Genomic DNA, 15,642 nt, shown 5'->3' with positions numbered 1-15,642 from the left:
AGGCACATGGCGAACGACGAGAAGCTGCGCGAGTACCTGCGCCGGACCCTCGCCGACCTGCAGCGGACGCGCCGGCGGTTGCACGACGCCGAGGCGCGCCGCACCGAGCCGATCGCGATCGTGGGCATGGCCTGCCGCCTGCCCGGCGGGATCGCCTCGCCGGAGGACCTGTGGCGGCTGGTCGCCGGAGGCCGCGACGCCGTCGGCCCGTTCCCCCGCGACCGCGGCTGGAACCTGGACGACCTCTACGACCCCGACCCCGACCGCCCCGGGCGGACCTACGCGAACGAGGGCGGGTTCCTCGCCGAACCCGGCGGGTTCGACGCCGCGCTCTTCGGCATCTCCCCGCGCGAGGCCCTCGCCATCGACCCGCAGCAGCGGTTGCTGCTGGAGGTCTCGTGGGAGGCACTGGAACGCGCGGGCATCGACCCCACCTCCCTGCGCGGCACGCCCGCAGGGGTCTTCACCGGCCTGATGTTCCACGACTACCGCGACAACCTCGGCGCCCTCCCCGAGGGACTCGAAGGCTACTTCGGCATCGGCAACTCCGGCAGCGTCGCCTCCGGCCGCGTGTCCTACACCCTCGGTCTGGAGGGTCCGGCGGTGACGGTCGATACCGCGTGCTCGTCGTCGCTGGTGGCGTTGCACCTGGCAGCGCAGTCGCTGCGTTCCGGGGAGTCCTCGCTCGCGCTGGCCGGGGGAGTGGCCGTGATGGCGACCCCCGAGGTGTTCATCGACTTCTCGCGGCAGCGCGGCCTGGCTCCCGACGGGCGCTGCAAGGCGTACGCGGACACCGCCGACGGGACGGGCCTTTCCGAAGGCGTCGGCGTGCTCGTCCTGGAGCGGTTGTCGGACGCGCGCCGTCATGGTCATGAGGTGCTGGCGGTGGTGCGGGGCTCGGCAGTGAACCAGGACGGCGCGTCCAACGGCCTGACCGCGCCGAACGGCCCGTCGCAGGAGCGGGTGATCGGGCAGGCGCTGGCCAACGCGGGTCTGAACGCCGCCGATGTCGATGCCGTCGAAGGCCACGGGACCGGCACGCGGCTGGGCGACCCGATCGAGGCGCAGGCACTATTGGCGACCTACGGCCGGGACCGTCGCGTCGACCGGCCGCTGTGGCTGGGGTCGGTCAAGTCGAACATCGGTCACGCTCAGGCGGCGGCGGGCGTGGCGGGTGTGATCAAGATGGTGCAAGCGCTGCGCCACGGCGTGCTGCCCAAGACGCTGCACGTGGACGCGCCGAGCACGCAGGTGGATTGGTCGGCCGGTGGCGTCCGGCTGCTGACCGAAGCTCGCGCGTGGCCAGAGACGGATCGGCCGCGCCGGGCCGGGGTGTCGTCGTTCGGCGTCAGCGGCACCAACGCCCACGTGATCATCGAAGAGGTGGCCGAAGAGCCCCGGCAGGACGTGGGGGACGGCGCGGAACCCGGCGCGGTCCCGTGGCTCCTGTCGTCCCGGACGGCGGAGGGTCTGCGCGCGCAGGCTGAACGGCTCGCGTCGTTCCTGCGCGAGCACGGCGACCTCGCGCCGGCCGAGATCGGGCACGCCTTGGCCACCGGGCGGGCCACATTGGAGCACCGGGCGGTCGTGGTGGCGGCCGACCGCACCGAGGCGATCGCTGCCCTGGCCGAAGTCGAGTCCGTAGGCCCGGCCGAGGTCGATGGCAAGACCGTCTTCGTGTTCCCCGGGCAGGGAGCGCAGTGGACGGCGATGGGCGTGGCGCTGGCCGCGTCGTCTCCGGTGTTCGCCGCCGCCCTCGCGGAGGTCGAGGCGGCGTTGGACCCGTACGTGGACTGGTCGCTCACCGAGGAACTGCGCGGCCCGCTGGAACGCGTGGACGTGGTGCAGCCGGCGTCGTTCGCGGTGAACGTGGCTCTCGCCCGGCTGTGGGAGTCGTTCGGTGTCCGTCCTGATGCGGTGGTGGGGCATTCGCAGGGTGAGATCGCCGCCGCGCATGTGGCCGGGGCGTTGTCGCTGGAAGACGCGGCGCGGGTGGTGGCGTTGCGCAGCCAGGCCATCGCACGTGGCCTGGCCGGGCGCGGGGGCATGATGTCGGTGGCGCTCCCCGCGGACGAGGCCGCCGCCCGGCTGGCGCCCGGCCTGGAGATCGCCGCCGTCAACGGACCCGCCTCGGTCGTCGTCGCCGGGGAACCGGACGCCCTGGACGACCTGCAGACCGCGCTGGAAGCCGAAGGCGTACGGGCGCGCCGGATCCCGGTCGACTACGCCTCGCACACCTCGCACGTGGAGTCGATCGAGGCCGAGCTGGCGGGCCTGCTGGACGGGCTCGCCCCGCGAGCGTCGACCGTCCCGTTCTTCTCCACGGTCGAAGGACGCTGGCTCGACACCACCGAGCTGGATGGCGGCTACTGGTACCGCAACCTGCGGCACCAAGTCCGTTTCGCTGACGCGGTGCAAGCGCTGGTCGAGGACGGGTTCCACGCGTTCGTCGAGGTCAGCGCCCATCCCGTCCTCGTGCCGAGCATCGCGGAGGTCGTCACGGAACCGTCCGTGGTCGTCGGGACGCTGCGCCGCGACGACGGCGGCCTCGACCGGTTCCTGCGTTCGGCCGGGGAGGCGCATGTCGCCGGGGTCGCGGTCGACTGGAGCCGCGCGTTCGGGCCCGGCCCGTTCAGGCGCGCGGACCTGCCCACCTACGCCTTCCAGCACCGGCGCTACTGGCTGGAAGGCGGGCGCGGCCCGGGCGACCTGACCGCCGCCGGGATCGAGGACGCGCGGCACCCGCTGCTCGGCGCCGCCGTCCCGCTGCCCGACGGCGCCGTCCTCACCGGCCGCCTCTCGCTCCGCGACCACGGATGGCTCGCCGACCACGCCGTCGCCGGCACGACCGTGCTGCCCGGATCGGCGATGGTCGAGCTGGCGCTGCGGGCCGGCGCCGAGACGGGCCGCACGACGCTGGACGAGTTGGTCATCGAGGCGCCGCTGACCGTCCCCGGCGACGACGACGTGCAGATCAGGGTCGTGGTGACCGATCAGGACGTGGCGATCCACGCGCGGCGCGGCCAGGCCGGCTGGACCAGGCACGCCACGGGCCGGCTGTCCGACGGGCTCCGCACCGGGGAACGGCTCCCGTGGCCGGTCGCGGACGCCGAACCCGTCCCCATCGAGGACTTCTACGAGCGCAAGGCCGCCGAGGGCTACGCGTACGGGCCCGCCTTCCGGGGGCTGCGGGCCGCCTACCGGCGCGGGGACGAGATCTTTGCGGAGGTGGAGCTGCCCGCCGAGACCGAGGTCCAGGGCTTCGGCCTGCATCCGGCCCTGCTGGACGCCGCGCTCCAGGCCACCGACCTGCTCGGTGCGACCACGCCCGCGGACGGGCGGATACCGCTCCCGTTCGCCTGGACCGGCGTGCGCCTGCACGCGCCGGGCGCCACCGCGCTGCGCGTGCACGCGACCTACCAAAACGATGCGGCCGGGTACGCGATCACCCTCGCCGACCGAGACGGAAAGCCCGTCGCCTCGATCGACTCCCTCAGGCTGCGAGACGTGGACCCCGGCCGGCTGGCGCCCGCGCACGACCTGCTCCACCGGATCGACCGGGTGCCGGTCGCCCTTCCCGGCCCGTCCGCCGAGCCCGTCCCCGGCGAGGACGTCCTCGACCTGACCGATCGCGGCGGCTGGACCCCCGGCGCGGCCCGCGAGCTGACCGCGGAGGCGATCGCCTTCCTGCGCGACCGTCTCGCCTGCGACGGCGGACCGGTCGCGGTGCTCACCGGCGACGCGCCCTACGACCTCGCCGCCTCCGCCGTCCGCGGCCTCGTGCGCGCTGTGCAGCGCGAGCAGCCGGGCCGGATCGTGCTGGTGGAGGCGGAGTCGGGGGAGGACGCCGTCGAGCTGCTGCCGAGGCTCGTCGCCTCCGGCGAGCCCGAGGTCGCCCTGCGCGCCGGACGCGCGCACGCTCCCCGGCTCGCCCATGCCGGTTCCGGCGCGGCGAACCGGGCGTCCCTCGATCCGGACGGCACGGTCCTGGTCACCGGCGGCACAGGGACGCTCGGCGGCCTGGTCGCGCGCCATCTGGTGCGGGAGCACGGCGTCCGCCGGCTCGTCCTGGTCGGGCGGCGCGGCCTCGCCGCCGACGGCGCGACCGAGCTGTACGCGGACCTGCGCGAGGCCGGAGCCCAGGTGACCGTGACGGCGGCCGACGCCGCCGACCGGGACGCGCTGGCGGAGGTGCTCGCGGCGATCCCGGCCGGTCATCCGCTGACCGCCGTCGTCCACGCCGCCGGTGTCCTGGACGACGCCCTGCTGGACGACCTCGGGCCGGGACGGCTCCCCGCTGTGTTCCGCCCGAAGGCGGACGCCGCCTGGCATCTGCACGAGCTGACCCGCGACTTGGACCTGGCGGCGTTCGTGCTGTTCTCGTCCGGCGCCGGGGTGCTCGGCAACGCCGGGCAGGGCAACTACGCGGCGGCCAACGGGTTCCTGGACGGGCTGGCCCGCATGCGCCGCGCCGAGGGCCTGCCCGCCGTGTCGCTCGCATGGGGGTTGTGGTCGCAGGCCAGCGGCATGACCGGCCACCTCGGCGACGCCGCGCTGGGCAGGCTGTCGCGCGGCGGCCTCGGCGCGCTCTCCACGGCCGAAGGGCTGGCCCTGTTCGACGCCGCCCTCGCGGCCGGGGACGCCGTCGTCGTCCCGGCGCGGTTCGACGCCGCCGCGCTCCGCTCGCTCGCCGCCGACGGCGACCTGCCGCCCGTGCTCCGCGGTCTCGTCCGCGCGCCTCGCCGGGACGTACCGCAGGCCGCCGGGCCGCCCGCCGCCCCGTTCGCCGAACGGCTCGCCGGGCTGTCCGCCGCCGAGCGGACGAGCACCGCGCTCGACCTGGTCAGGCGGCACGCGGCCGCCGTGCTGGGGCACGACGCCCCGGACGACGTCGGCGCGGCGCAGGCGTTCAAGGACCTCGGGTTCGACTCGCTCGCGGCGGTCGAGCTGCGCAACCGGCTCGCCAGGGCGGCGGGGGTGCGGCTCCCCGCCACGCTCGTCTTCGACCACCCGACCCCGGCGGACCTGGCACGGCGGCTGCTGGCGGAGCTCGCGCCGGAACCGTCCGGCGCGCCGGACGGGACCGGCGGCATCGCCGCGGCGATCGCCGCGATGGACGTGGACGACCTGGTGGAACGGGCTCTGGGAGGGAACCGATGACCGACGACAAGGTCGTCCGCGCACTGCGCGCCGCGCTGGTCGACAACGAGCGGCTGCGCGAGGAGAACGACCGGCTGCGACGCACCGCCGCCGCCGACTCCGACCCCGTCGCCGTCGTCGCGGCCGCGTGCCGCCTGCCCGGCGGGATCGCCTCGCCGGAGGACCTGTGGGACCTCGTCTCCGAGGGACGTGAGGGCCTCTCGCCCTTCCCCGGCGACCGGGGCTGGGACCTCGACGCGCTCTTCGCCGACGACCCCGGACGGCCCGGCACCTCCTACGTGCGGCAGGGCGGCTTCCTGCACGACGCGGGGGCCTTCGACGCCGCGCTGTTCGGCATCTCGCCGCGCGAGGCGCTCGCCATGGACCCGCAGCAGCGCCTCATGCTGGAGATCACGTGGGAGGTGCTCGAACGCGCCGGCATCGCCCCGACGGCGCTGCGCGGCGAGCGCGTCGGCGTCGTCACCGGCGTCATGTACCACGACTACGCCGCCGCGCTCGCCGAGGTGCCCGACGACCTCGAAGGGCTCCTCGGGACGGGGACGTCCGGCAGCGTCGTGTCCGGGCGCGTCTCCTACACGTTCGGGTTCGAGGGGCCCGCCCTCACCGTCGACACCGCCTGCTCGTCCTCCCTGGTGGCCGTGCATCTGGCGGCGCGGGCGCTGCGCGACGGCGAGTGCCGGCTCGCGCTCGCGGGCGGCGTCGCCGTCATGGCGCGGCCGTCGCCCTTCGTCGAGTTCTCCCGGCAGCGCGGACTCGCGCCCGACGGGCGCTGCAAGGCGTTCGCCGACGCCGCCGACGGCACGGGCTGGGCCGAGGGCGCCGCGGTCCTCCTCCTGGAGCGGCTCTCGGACACCCGCCGCAACGGCCATCCCGTGCTCGCGCTGGTGCGCGGCAGCGCCGTCAACCAGGACGGCGCCTCCAACGGCCTCACCGCCCCGAACGGGCCGTCCCAGCAGCGCGTGATCCGCGCGGCGCTGGACGCGGCGGGCCTGGCGCCCCTCGACGTCGACGCCGTCGAGGGCCACGGGACCGGCACCCCGCTGGGCGACCCGATCGAGGCGCAGGCCCTCCTCGCCGCCTACGGCCGCGACCGCCCGGCCGGCCGGCCGCTCTGGCTGGGGTCGCTGAAGTCCAACATCGGGCACGCGCAGGCCGCCGCGGGCGCCGCCGGGATCATCAAGGTGATCGAGGCGCTGCGGCACCGGACGCTGCCCGCCACGCTGCACGTGGACGCGCCGTCCGCGAACGTCGACTGGGACGCGGGCGCGGTCCGGCTGCTCACCGCACCGCGGGACTGGCCGGACCCGGGACGTCCCCGCCGGGCCGGGGTGTCGTCCTTCGGCGTCAGCGGCACCAACGCCCACGTGATCATCGAAGAGGCGCCGGTGAGCACCGGCGAGGCCCCGCCGCCGGACTTGGGCTCGGCGCCCCGGCCCTGGGAGATCTCCGGGGCGACGGCGGACGCGCTGCGCGCCCAGGCCGCGCGGCTCGCCTCCCACATCCGCCAACGTCCCGCGCTGGACGCCGCCGACGTCGCCGCCTCGCTGGCGTCCGGCCGGGCGGCCCTCGCGCACCGCGCCGTCGTCGTCGCGGCCGACCGCGACGAGGCGCTGGCCGGGCTGCGCGCGGTCGCGGCCGGAGAGCCCGCACCGGCCACGGTCACCGGCGTCGCGGACGTCGAGGGCCGCACGGTCCTGGTGTTCCCGGGCCAGGGGACGCAGTGGGCGGGCATGGGAACCGAACTCGCCGCCCAGTCCGACGTGTTCGCCGCCGCTCTGGCGGACGTCGAGGCGGCCTTGGAACCGTACGTGGACTGGTCGCTCACCGAGGAGCTTCGCGGGCCGCTGGAGCGGGTCGACGTGGTGCAACCCGCCTCGTTCGCCGTGAACGTGGCCCTCGCCCGCCTGTGGGAGTCGTTCGGCGTGGTGCCCGACGCCGTGGTGGGCCACTCGCAGGGCGAGATCGCCGCCGCTCACGTCGCCGGGGCGTTGCCGCTGGATGACGCGGCGCGGGTGGTGGCGCTGCGCAGCAAGGCCATCGCCCGCGGCCTGGCCGGACGCGGCGGCATGGCGTCGGTCGCGCTGCCCGGGGACCGGGTCGCCGCCCGCCTCGCGCCCGGACTGGAGATCGCCGCCGTCAACGGGCCCGCGTCGGTCGTCGTCGCCGGTGACGCCAGCGCCCTGGCCGGCCTGATCGAGTCGTGGGAGGACGAGGGCGTGCGGGTCCGCCGGATCCCCGTCGACTACGCCTCGCACACCTCGCACGTCGAGGCGATCCGCGACGAGCTTCACGACCTCCTGGACGGCCTCGCCCCGAAGCCGTCCCAGGTCCCCTTCTTCTCCACCGTCGAAGGGCGATGGCTGGACACCACGGGGCTGGACGCCGCCTACTGGTACCGCAACCTGCGCGGCACCGTGCGGTTCGACGCCGCCACCCGCGCCCTCCTCGACGACGGATTCCGGTCGTTCGTGGAGGTCAGCGCGCACCCGGTGCTGGCGGCCGAGATCAAGGACGCCGCCGGCCGGGCCGCTGCCGCCGTCACCGGCACGCTCCGCCGGGGCGAGGGCGGGCTCCGGACGTTCCTGCTCTCCGCGGCGGCACTGCGCGTCCGCGGCGGCGGCGTCGACTGGTCGCCGCTCCTCGCCGGGCGGCCCCGCGTCGACCTCCCCACCTACGCCTTCCAGCACCGTCACTACTGGCTGGAATCCGCGCCCACCGGCCCCGCCCGCCCGGCCCCGTCCCCTCCGGAGGAACCGGAGGAAGCGCCGTCGCCGCTCGACGGGTTCGAGAAGCTCGACGAGGACGGGCGCCGGAACGTGCTGCTCGACCTCGTCCGGACCGAGGCGTCGGCGGTGCTGGGACGGCCTCCCGCCGAGACGCTCGCGCCGACCGACGTCTTCTTCGAGGTCGGGTACGTGTCGCTGACCGCGGTGGAGCTGCGCAACCGGCTCTCGGCCGCGACCGGGCTGGAGCTCCCGCCGATGCTGATCTTCGATCGGGCCACCCCGGCGGAGCTGGCCGACCACCTGCTGGCCGAACTGACCGCCACCGCACCCGCCGACCCCGCACCCGCCGACCCCGCACCCGCCGACCCCGCACCCGCCGAGACCGTGGAGGACTGACCCATGGGCTTCGACGTCGCCACCTACCTGGAGGCGCTCGGCCATCGCGGGCCGGCCGCGCCCACGCTGGAGACGCTGCGCTTCCTGCACCACCGCCACCTGCGGACCTTCCCGTACGACAGCGCGCTCAACGCGGGCCGGGGTACGGCGCTGTGGGCGGGGGTGGACATCGACCCGGACACCGCGTTCGACGAGATCGTCGTCGGCGGGCGCGGCGGCGTCTGCTACGAGCTCAACGGCCTGTTCCGCATCCTGCTGGAGGAACTGGGCTTCGACGTCGGCGTGTACGGCGCCGGCATCCGGCAGATGGACGGATCGTTCGGCCCCGACCTGGAGCACGTCTTCAACCACGCCCGCGTGGACGGCGAGCTGTACCTCGTGGACGTGGGCTTCGTCGGCCCGTCCTACCTGGAGCCGCTGCGCGTCACCGCTGAGGTGCAGCAGCAGTACGGCAGCCGGTTCCGCATCGTCCCGGCGGACGGCTACCACGTGGTCGAGCGCAGCGGCCGGACCGGGATCTGGCAGGCGGTGTACCGGTTCCGCGACAAGCCTCGCGACCTCGCCGAATGGCAGGACCCGTCGGCCGAGCTGGAGGCGTTCGCCCGGGCGCTGGCCGGCGCCGGGATCCTGGTGCGGGGCCGGTCCTCCGCCACGGGCCAGCGCGTCCTCATCGGCAAACGTCTGCTCACCGTGGACGACGGCCACGAGACCGTCCGGGTGCTCACCGACCCCGCCGAGCACGAGCGCGTCGTCGCCGAGATCCTCGGTTCACCGGCGGCCGCCGCAACCACGACCAGCGCGGGGAGCGGGCGTTGAGCGGGGCGGGCAGCGACGTCCTCGTCGTCGGGTACGGGCCCGTCGGGCAGGTGACCGCCACGCTGCTGGCGGCGCGCGGGCACCGCGTCACCGTCGTGGAGCGGCGACCGGAGCCCTACCCGATGCCGCGGGCGGTGTCCTTCGACGGCGAGTCCGCCCGCATCCTCGCCGCCGCGGGCATCGGCGAGGCCCTGCGCACCGTCGCCGAACCGTCCCGCGACTACGTGTGGACGAACGGGGCGGGCACGACGCTGTTCGAGGTGGACGTGGCCGAGCGCGGCTGGTCCGGATGGCCGGACTCGCTCTCGATGTACCAGCCCGGGATCGAGGCCGCCCTGGCCGCGCGCGGTGCGGCGCAGCCCACGCTGCGCGTGCTGCGCGGCCACCGCGTGACCGGCCTGCGCGACGAGGGGGACCGGGTGGCGGTCACCGTCGACGGCCCCGAAGGCGGCGTGCTGACCGCCCGGTACGTCGTCGGCTGCGACGGGGCGAACAGCACCGTCCGCGACGCCCTCGACGCCACCGCGACCGACCTGCGGTTCTTCGACGACTGGCTGACCTGCGACGTGCGGCTGCACGAGCCGCGCCGCTTCGTCCCGAACAACCTGCAGGTCTGCGACCCGGCGCGGCCGCGCACCGCCGTCTCGGCCGGGCCCGGCCACCGCCGCTGGGAGTTCATGCGGCTGCCCGGCGAACCGCCGGACGAGTTCGGCAGCGCCGAGAACGTGTGGCGCCTCCTCGCGCTGTTCGGCATCGACGAGGGCTCCGCGACGCTGGAGCGGCACGCCGTCTACACCTTCCAGGCGCGGTACGTCGACCGGTGGCGGGCCGGCCGGATCCTGATCGCCGGCGACGCGGCCCACCTGATGCCGCCCTTCGCCGGGCAGGGCATGTGCTCGGGGTTCCGGGACGCCGCCAACCTCGCCTGGAAGCTGGACCTCGTTCTCACCGGTCGGGCCGGCGAGGCGCTGCTCGACACCTACACCGACGAGCGCCGCGAGCACGTCCGGCACGCCGTCACCATGTCCGTCGACCTCGGCCGCGTCATCTGCCAGACCGACCCGGCCGCCGCCCGCGACCGCGACGCGGTCATGATCGGCGTCCGGGAGCGCGGCCTCGCCGCGCCCCCGCCGTCGGCCGTCCACCCGCTGACCCGGGGGCTGATCGCCCGGGACGCCGCCGGCGGCCCGCGCGGCGCGGCGGGCGGCCTCACCCCGCAGGGCCGCGTCCGGATCGGCGGCCGCGAAGGGCTCCTCGACGAGGTCGCCGGCGCCCCCGGCTTCGTCCTGCTCACCACCGAACCGCCCGGCGAGCTGCTCGACCCCGCCCCCGCCGCGGCCCTGGCACGGCTCGGCACGCGGTTCGTGCGGCTGGACGCGGCGTCCGACCTCGACGGGGTGCACCTGCCGTACCTGGCGCGCGCCGGGGCGGTCGCGGCGCTCGTCCGCCCCGACTTCTACCTGTTCGGGACGGCCGCCGACCGCGACGGCGCGAACGCCCTCGTCGAGGAACTGCTCGCCGGGCTCGGCGCGAGCACGGACCTCGGCGCGAGCACGGCCCTCGGCGGGAGCACGGACCCCGGTGCGAGTACGGACCTCGACGCGGGCGGCGCGGTCAGCCGGTCTTCCTGAGCCCCGCCCACAGGTCGGCGGGCAGCTCCTTGCGGCGCCGGATGCCGAGCTTGCGGTAGATGCGGGTGAGGTGCTGCTCGACGGTGCTGGGCGTGATGTAGAGCTTCGCGGCGATCTCCCGGTTGGTGTTACCGACCACCGCCAGCGACGCGACCCGGCGCTCGGAGTCGGTGAGCGACGCGATGCCCTCCAGCCCGTCGGCCATCGCCTCCGCGCCGCCCAGGTCCGCCTGCACCGACAGCAGCTCCCGGGCGAGCGGCCGCATCCCGCACATGTTCGCGACATGCAGGGCTTGGCGGAGCAGCAGGCGGGCGCGCCGCCGGTTGCCCGCCGCGTGGACGCGGCTGAGGTCGGCGAGGACGCGGGCCTGCTCGTACCGGTCGCCCGACGCCTCGGCGAGGTCGACCGCCTCGGTCAGCAACGGCAGCCGCCGCCCGGCCGGGCTCGCGGCGGCGAGGACCCGCAGGGCGGGACCGCGCCCGTCGGTCCGCGCGAGCTGCTCGCGGACGAGCCGGCGGGCCTGGTCGCGGTTGCCGAGGCGCAGCCACGCCTCGGCCGCGTCGGTGCGCCACGGCACCGGACCGGCGGTGTCCAGGCCCCAGCCGCGGATCAGCTCGCCGCAGCTGAGGAAGTCGGCGAGGGCCGCGTGGGCGTGGCCGGACGCGAGGTGGTGATGGCCCCTGGCGTACAGGTAGTAGAGGCCGTGGCGGCTCTTGAACATCGCCTCGGGCACCGACAGCGCCAGGCATCGGGCGGCCTCGTCGTGCTCGCCGGCACGGGTCGCGGCCAGGACGCAGGTGCCCAGCGGGTACCCGATCGCCACGCCCCACGACTTGGGGCTGAGGCGCGCCAGCGCCTCCCGCGCCTCCCGCAGCGCGCTCGGCAGGTCGCCCGTCCGCAGCGCGACCTCCGCGCGCGCCGCCGCGAAGAACGCCGCCTGGGTGCCGCCGCCCCCGGCCTCGCCGTCCCGCCCTTCGCCGGACGGGGTCTCGCCGGCCGGGGTCTCGCCGGCCGGGGTCTCGCCGGACGGGGCCTCGCACCATGCCGCCGCGGCGTCGAGCCGGTCCGCGCGCAGCAGCACCTGCACGGCGAGCAGGGCCGCCTCGACCGTCCACGGGTTGCGCGGGTGCAGCGGAAGGTCGCGGAGCACCTGCTCGGCGCGGCCCGCCACCGCGTGGCTCCGGCGCCGGGTGAGCCCGTCGGCCAGGATCGCCGCCGCGTGCAGCTGCGGATCGCCGCCGAGGGCCGGGACGGCGAACGCCCGCTCGGCGGCCAGCACGGGCGTGCGCCGGTCGCGGGCGAGCGGCGGGTGCGCGTAGGCCAGCCACACCTCGGCGTCCCGCAGGCCACCGCCCTCGGCGCGGGCGTCCGCGCGCAGCCGGTCCAGCACCCGGACCGCCTCCTCGCCCCGCCCGAACCAGAGCAGCCGGCCGGCGAGGGCCAGCCCGTCGGCGAGGCCGAGCCGGCCGCCGAGGGCCGCGGTCACCAGCGGGGCCAGATGCCGGGCCGCCGACGCCGGCGCGGTCTGCCACTCGGCGCCGGCGAGACGCGTCCGGACCGCGGCGCGCTCCCCCTCGTCGGACAGGCCGCGGTGCGCCAGGCGCAGGAAGCGCGCCCCCTCCTCGGCCCGGCCGTCGAGCAGCGCGTGCTCGGCCGCCTCCGACAGCACGGCCGCCGCCCACGGCTCCTGGGCGTGGTCGGCGTGGACGAGATGCCGGGCGATCCGGGTGGCGGCCGCGCCCCGGTCGTGCAGCAGGCGCGCGGCACGGCGGTGCAGCTCGGCCCGCTCCGCCGGGGCCAGCTCGTCGAGCACCGCGTCCCGCGCCACCGGATGGCGGAACCGGCCGCCGTCCAGCAGCCGGGCCGCGTTGAGGGCGCCGAGGGCGCGCTCGCCGTCCTCGGGCTTCAACGAGACGAGCCGCCACAGCTCCGCCGATCCCGCGTCCTCGCCCATGACCGCCAGCGCGCGCGCCACCGCCGGTGTCGCGGGGTCGCCGCGGTGCAGGCAGCCCAGGAACGCCAGCCCGTACCCTTCCGGGCGGGGGCCGCCCGCGACCCTGGCGTCCTCGGCCAGCGCGTCCAGCAGCAGCGGGTTGCCGCCGCTGATCGCGTGCAGGTCCGCGGCCGGGACCGGCGGGGCGCCGGACGGCCCCGACACCGCGCGGGCGGTCCCGGCGGGCGACAGCGGTCCCACCCGCAGCCGGTGCAGCTCCGGCCTGCGGAACAGCTCCGCCAGGAACGTCAGGTGCCGCGGCCGCGGGACCGGCTCGTCGGCGAGCACGACCAGGACGGGCGCCGACGCCAGCCGCCGGACCAGGTGGAGCAGGAGGTGCAGGGACGGGACGTCGGCGTAGCGCAGGTCGTCCACGGTGATCAGGAGCGGTTCGCGCTCGGCGTGCCCGAGCAGGGCCAGCACGACCTCGTGGTGCGCGCGCACCGCGCGCGGCGACGCGGGGCCGGCGCCGTCCAGGGCGTCCGTCGCCGCCGCGAGCCGTTCCAGGAGGCGGCCGGGCGGACCGTCCGGGTCCTCCGGCCGGGGCACGTCCCGCAGGAGCTGGCCGGCGACGCCGTAGGGGAGCTCTTGTTCGGCGGGGGAGCAGGAGGCGCGCAGACACCGGAATCCGGACCGTTCGGCGCGTTCGGCGAGGCTGCGCAGCAGCGCGGTCCGGCCGGTGCCGATGGGCCCCTCGAGGAGCGCGACCCGGCCGCGGCGCGCCGTGCAGTCCGCGAGCAGGCTGTCGAGTTGCTGGATCTGTTCGTCTCGTTCCACCAGTGCGACCACGGATCCGATGATCGAAGACGCCCGCCCACTGCCCGGCAATCGCGCGCCTATCGGACGACCGAATCCCGGGGTGGGACGCCGGCCTGCCCGCTCCGGTTCACCCGTGACGCGCACGTTCTTCCACTGTCGGGGCCGCCGTAAACCCGAGCGTCCGGCGTGCGAACCCCTGAATATCGGCCCGCCGATGGAGCCGGCGCGGGCGCGGGCGAAGGATCGGCTGCGCCGCCCATGCCCGCAGAGGAGTCCCCCCATGCCCAGCCGCCGTCAGTTCATCGCCGGATCGGCCGCCGGTATCGGCGTGGCCGTCACCGTCCAGGCGAACCTGTCCGCGTTAGCCGCCGCGTCCCGGGTGTTCCGCGGGGCTCCCGCCGACCTCGCCAAGTTCGCCGACCCGCTGCCGATCCCGGCGGTGCTGAAGCCCGACACCGCGCTGACCCTCCGGCAGCGCGCCGGCACCGTGAAGCTGCACTCGCAACTGCCTGACACGCCCGTCTGGGGGTACGAAGGCGCCTACCCCGGGCCGGTCATCGACGTGCCGCGGGGCCGGCGCATCAAGGTGAGCTGGCAGAACCGCATCCAGGGCAAGTTCCCGGTGACCGCCGTCGAGGTCCCCTTCACGGGGCTCGACTCGATCCTCAGCCCCGGGCGCGGCGGCGCCGAGCCGCTTCCCGACGTCGCCGACCTCGCCCCGTGGGTGGTCACCCACCTGCACGGCGGCGAGATCAGCGGCGACAGCGACGGCTGGCCCAAGAACGGGATCTCCTACGGCCAGGCCCAGGCCGCCGAGTACCCGAACGCCCAGCGGGCCGCGACGCTCTGGTACCACGACCACGCGATGGACATCACCGCCTTCAACGTGTTCGCCGGCCTCTCGGGCCTCTACCTCGTGCGCGACTCCGAGGAGAGCGCCCTGAGGCTGCCGTCCGGCGCCTACGAGATCCCGCTGATCATCGCGGACCGCAATCTCGACACCGACGCCGACGACGCCTTCACCGGGCGGCTGCTGCACAAGGTCGGCTACTACGACACCAACGGCCGTCGGGTCTCGCTGCCGTTCGCCGGCCCCTACAACCTCGTCAACGGGAAGATCTGGCCGTACCTGAACGTGGAGCCGCGCTGGTACCGGTTCCGCGTGCTGAACGGCGCGAACGGGCGTACCTACACGCTGGAGCTGAGCAAGGAGAACGCCGACGGCACCAGCACGCCGGTCACCGGCGCGCTCGTCCAGATCGGCACCGAGCAGGGGCTGCTCGGCGCCCCGACCAAGCTGGACCGGCTCACGCTGTCGCCGGCCGAACGCGCCGACATCCTGATCGACTTCTCCGCGTTCAAGGGGGCGCGGCTCCGGCTGTCCAACACCGACACCGTCACCTCACCGCTCGGCCCCGAGGTCATGCAGTTCCGGGTCGGCGGCGCGGCCGTGACCGACCCGTTCACCCTGCCGGCCAAGCTGTCGCCCTCGTTCACCCGGCTGACCGCCGCGAAGGTTCCGTCCGGTTACACCGAGCGGTACGTCGCGACCGCCACCCATGACGGCACGAGCAGCGGCCACCCCGAGATGTGGGAGCTGGCCGAGACGCCCGCCGGCTACGTCCCGCAGAAGGGCGACCGCATCGTCACCATCGTCAAGGACGGCAAGAGCACCACCTACCGGAAGGCGGCGAGCACGTTCGACGAGGCCGTGACGTTCCACGTCTCCCTCGACGGCTGGGAGGTCTGGAACTTCATCGACCTCGCCGGGCCGAACCATCCGATGCACATCCACCTGGTGTCGTTCCAGGCGCTGGCCCGCGACACGTACACGGTCGCCGTGACGTCCGACACCGCCAACGACATCTACACCTACACCGCCACCTACAGCGCTCCGAAGGGCCTCGGGCCCGACGAGCAGGGGTGGAAGGACACGATCCGCATGGACGAGCACGAGCACGTGGCGGTCGCCGGGCGGTTCCACGGCGGGACGGGGAACTACGTGTACCACTGCCACATCCTCGAACACGAGGACCACGGCATGATGCGCCCGTTCGTCGTGGCGCCCAAGACGGTCCAGACCGCGATGGCGGCCAAGATGCGGGCGGCGGCCCGGCCCGCCTCGCCCCTCGGCCACCACCACTGACCGCCCTGGCGGGCC

General features: G+C 75.6%; 6 protein-coding genes. 5 read left to right on the top strand and 1 reads right to left on the bottom strand.

All coding sequences use genetic code 11. The annotated features are described in order from the left end of the window. Positions 1-6: 6 nt before the first annotated feature. From AB0C78_RS03850 to AB0C78_RS03835, 4 genes are read left to right on the top strand one after another with little or no spacing between them, the layout of a single operon-like run. Positions 7-5,160: a type I polyketide synthase gene (locus AB0C78_RS03850; protein WP_360741315.1), complete on the top strand. Its 5,154-nt coding sequence runs from the start codon at positions 7-9 to the stop codon at positions 5,158-5,160. Next, positions 5,157-8,282: a beta-ketoacyl synthase N-terminal-like domain-containing protein gene (locus AB0C78_RS03845; RefSeq protein WP_360741313.1), complete on the top strand. Its 3,126-nt coding sequence runs from the start codon at positions 5,157-5,159 to the stop codon at positions 8,280-8,282. The genes AB0C78_RS03850 and AB0C78_RS03845 overlap by 4 nt, the downstream gene beginning before the upstream one ends. A 3-nt stretch (positions 8,283-8,285) precedes the next feature. After that, positions 8,286-9,098: an arylamine N-acetyltransferase gene (locus tag AB0C78_RS03840; protein ID WP_360741311.1), complete on the top strand. Its 813-nt coding sequence runs from the start codon at positions 8,286-8,288 to the stop codon at positions 9,096-9,098. After that, the gene (locus AB0C78_RS03835; protein ID WP_360741309.1) at positions 9,095-10,729 is read left to right on the top strand and encodes a bifunctional 3-(3-hydroxy-phenyl)propionate/3-hydroxycinnamic acid hydroxylase; all 1,635 of its coding nucleotides are present in this window, start codon (positions 9,095-9,097) and stop codon (positions 10,727-10,729) included. Before AB0C78_RS03840 ends, AB0C78_RS03835 begins: the two co-directional genes overlap by 4 nt. On the opposite strand, the gene AB0C78_RS03830 is transcribed toward AB0C78_RS03835, so the two are convergent. After that, positions 10,713-13,511, bottom strand: coding sequence for an AAA family ATPase (locus tag AB0C78_RS03830; RefSeq protein ID WP_360741307.1), 2,799 nt, complete (start codon positions 13,509-13,511; stop codon positions 10,713-10,715). The two genes, AB0C78_RS03835 and AB0C78_RS03830, sit on opposite strands and share 17 nt — an antisense overlap. Positions 13,512-13,761: 250 nt before the next feature. Here AB0C78_RS03830 and AB0C78_RS03825 point away from each other — a divergent pair, with 250 nt between their 5' ends. Beyond that, on the top strand, positions 13,762-15,627 hold the full coding sequence (locus AB0C78_RS03825) for a multicopper oxidase domain-containing protein (protein ID WP_360741305.1): 1,866 nt from the start codon (positions 13,762-13,764) through the stop codon (positions 15,625-15,627). Positions 15,628-15,642: the final 15 nt, after the last annotated feature.

Origin of the sequence: Actinomadura sp. NPDC048394, assembly GCF_040651755.1 — a bacterium.
GTDB lineage: Bacteria > Actinomycetota > Actinomycetes > Streptosporangiales > Streptosporangiaceae > Spirillospora > Spirillospora montaniterrae.
This window is presented reverse-complemented; position numbering and strand designations above follow the sequence as displayed.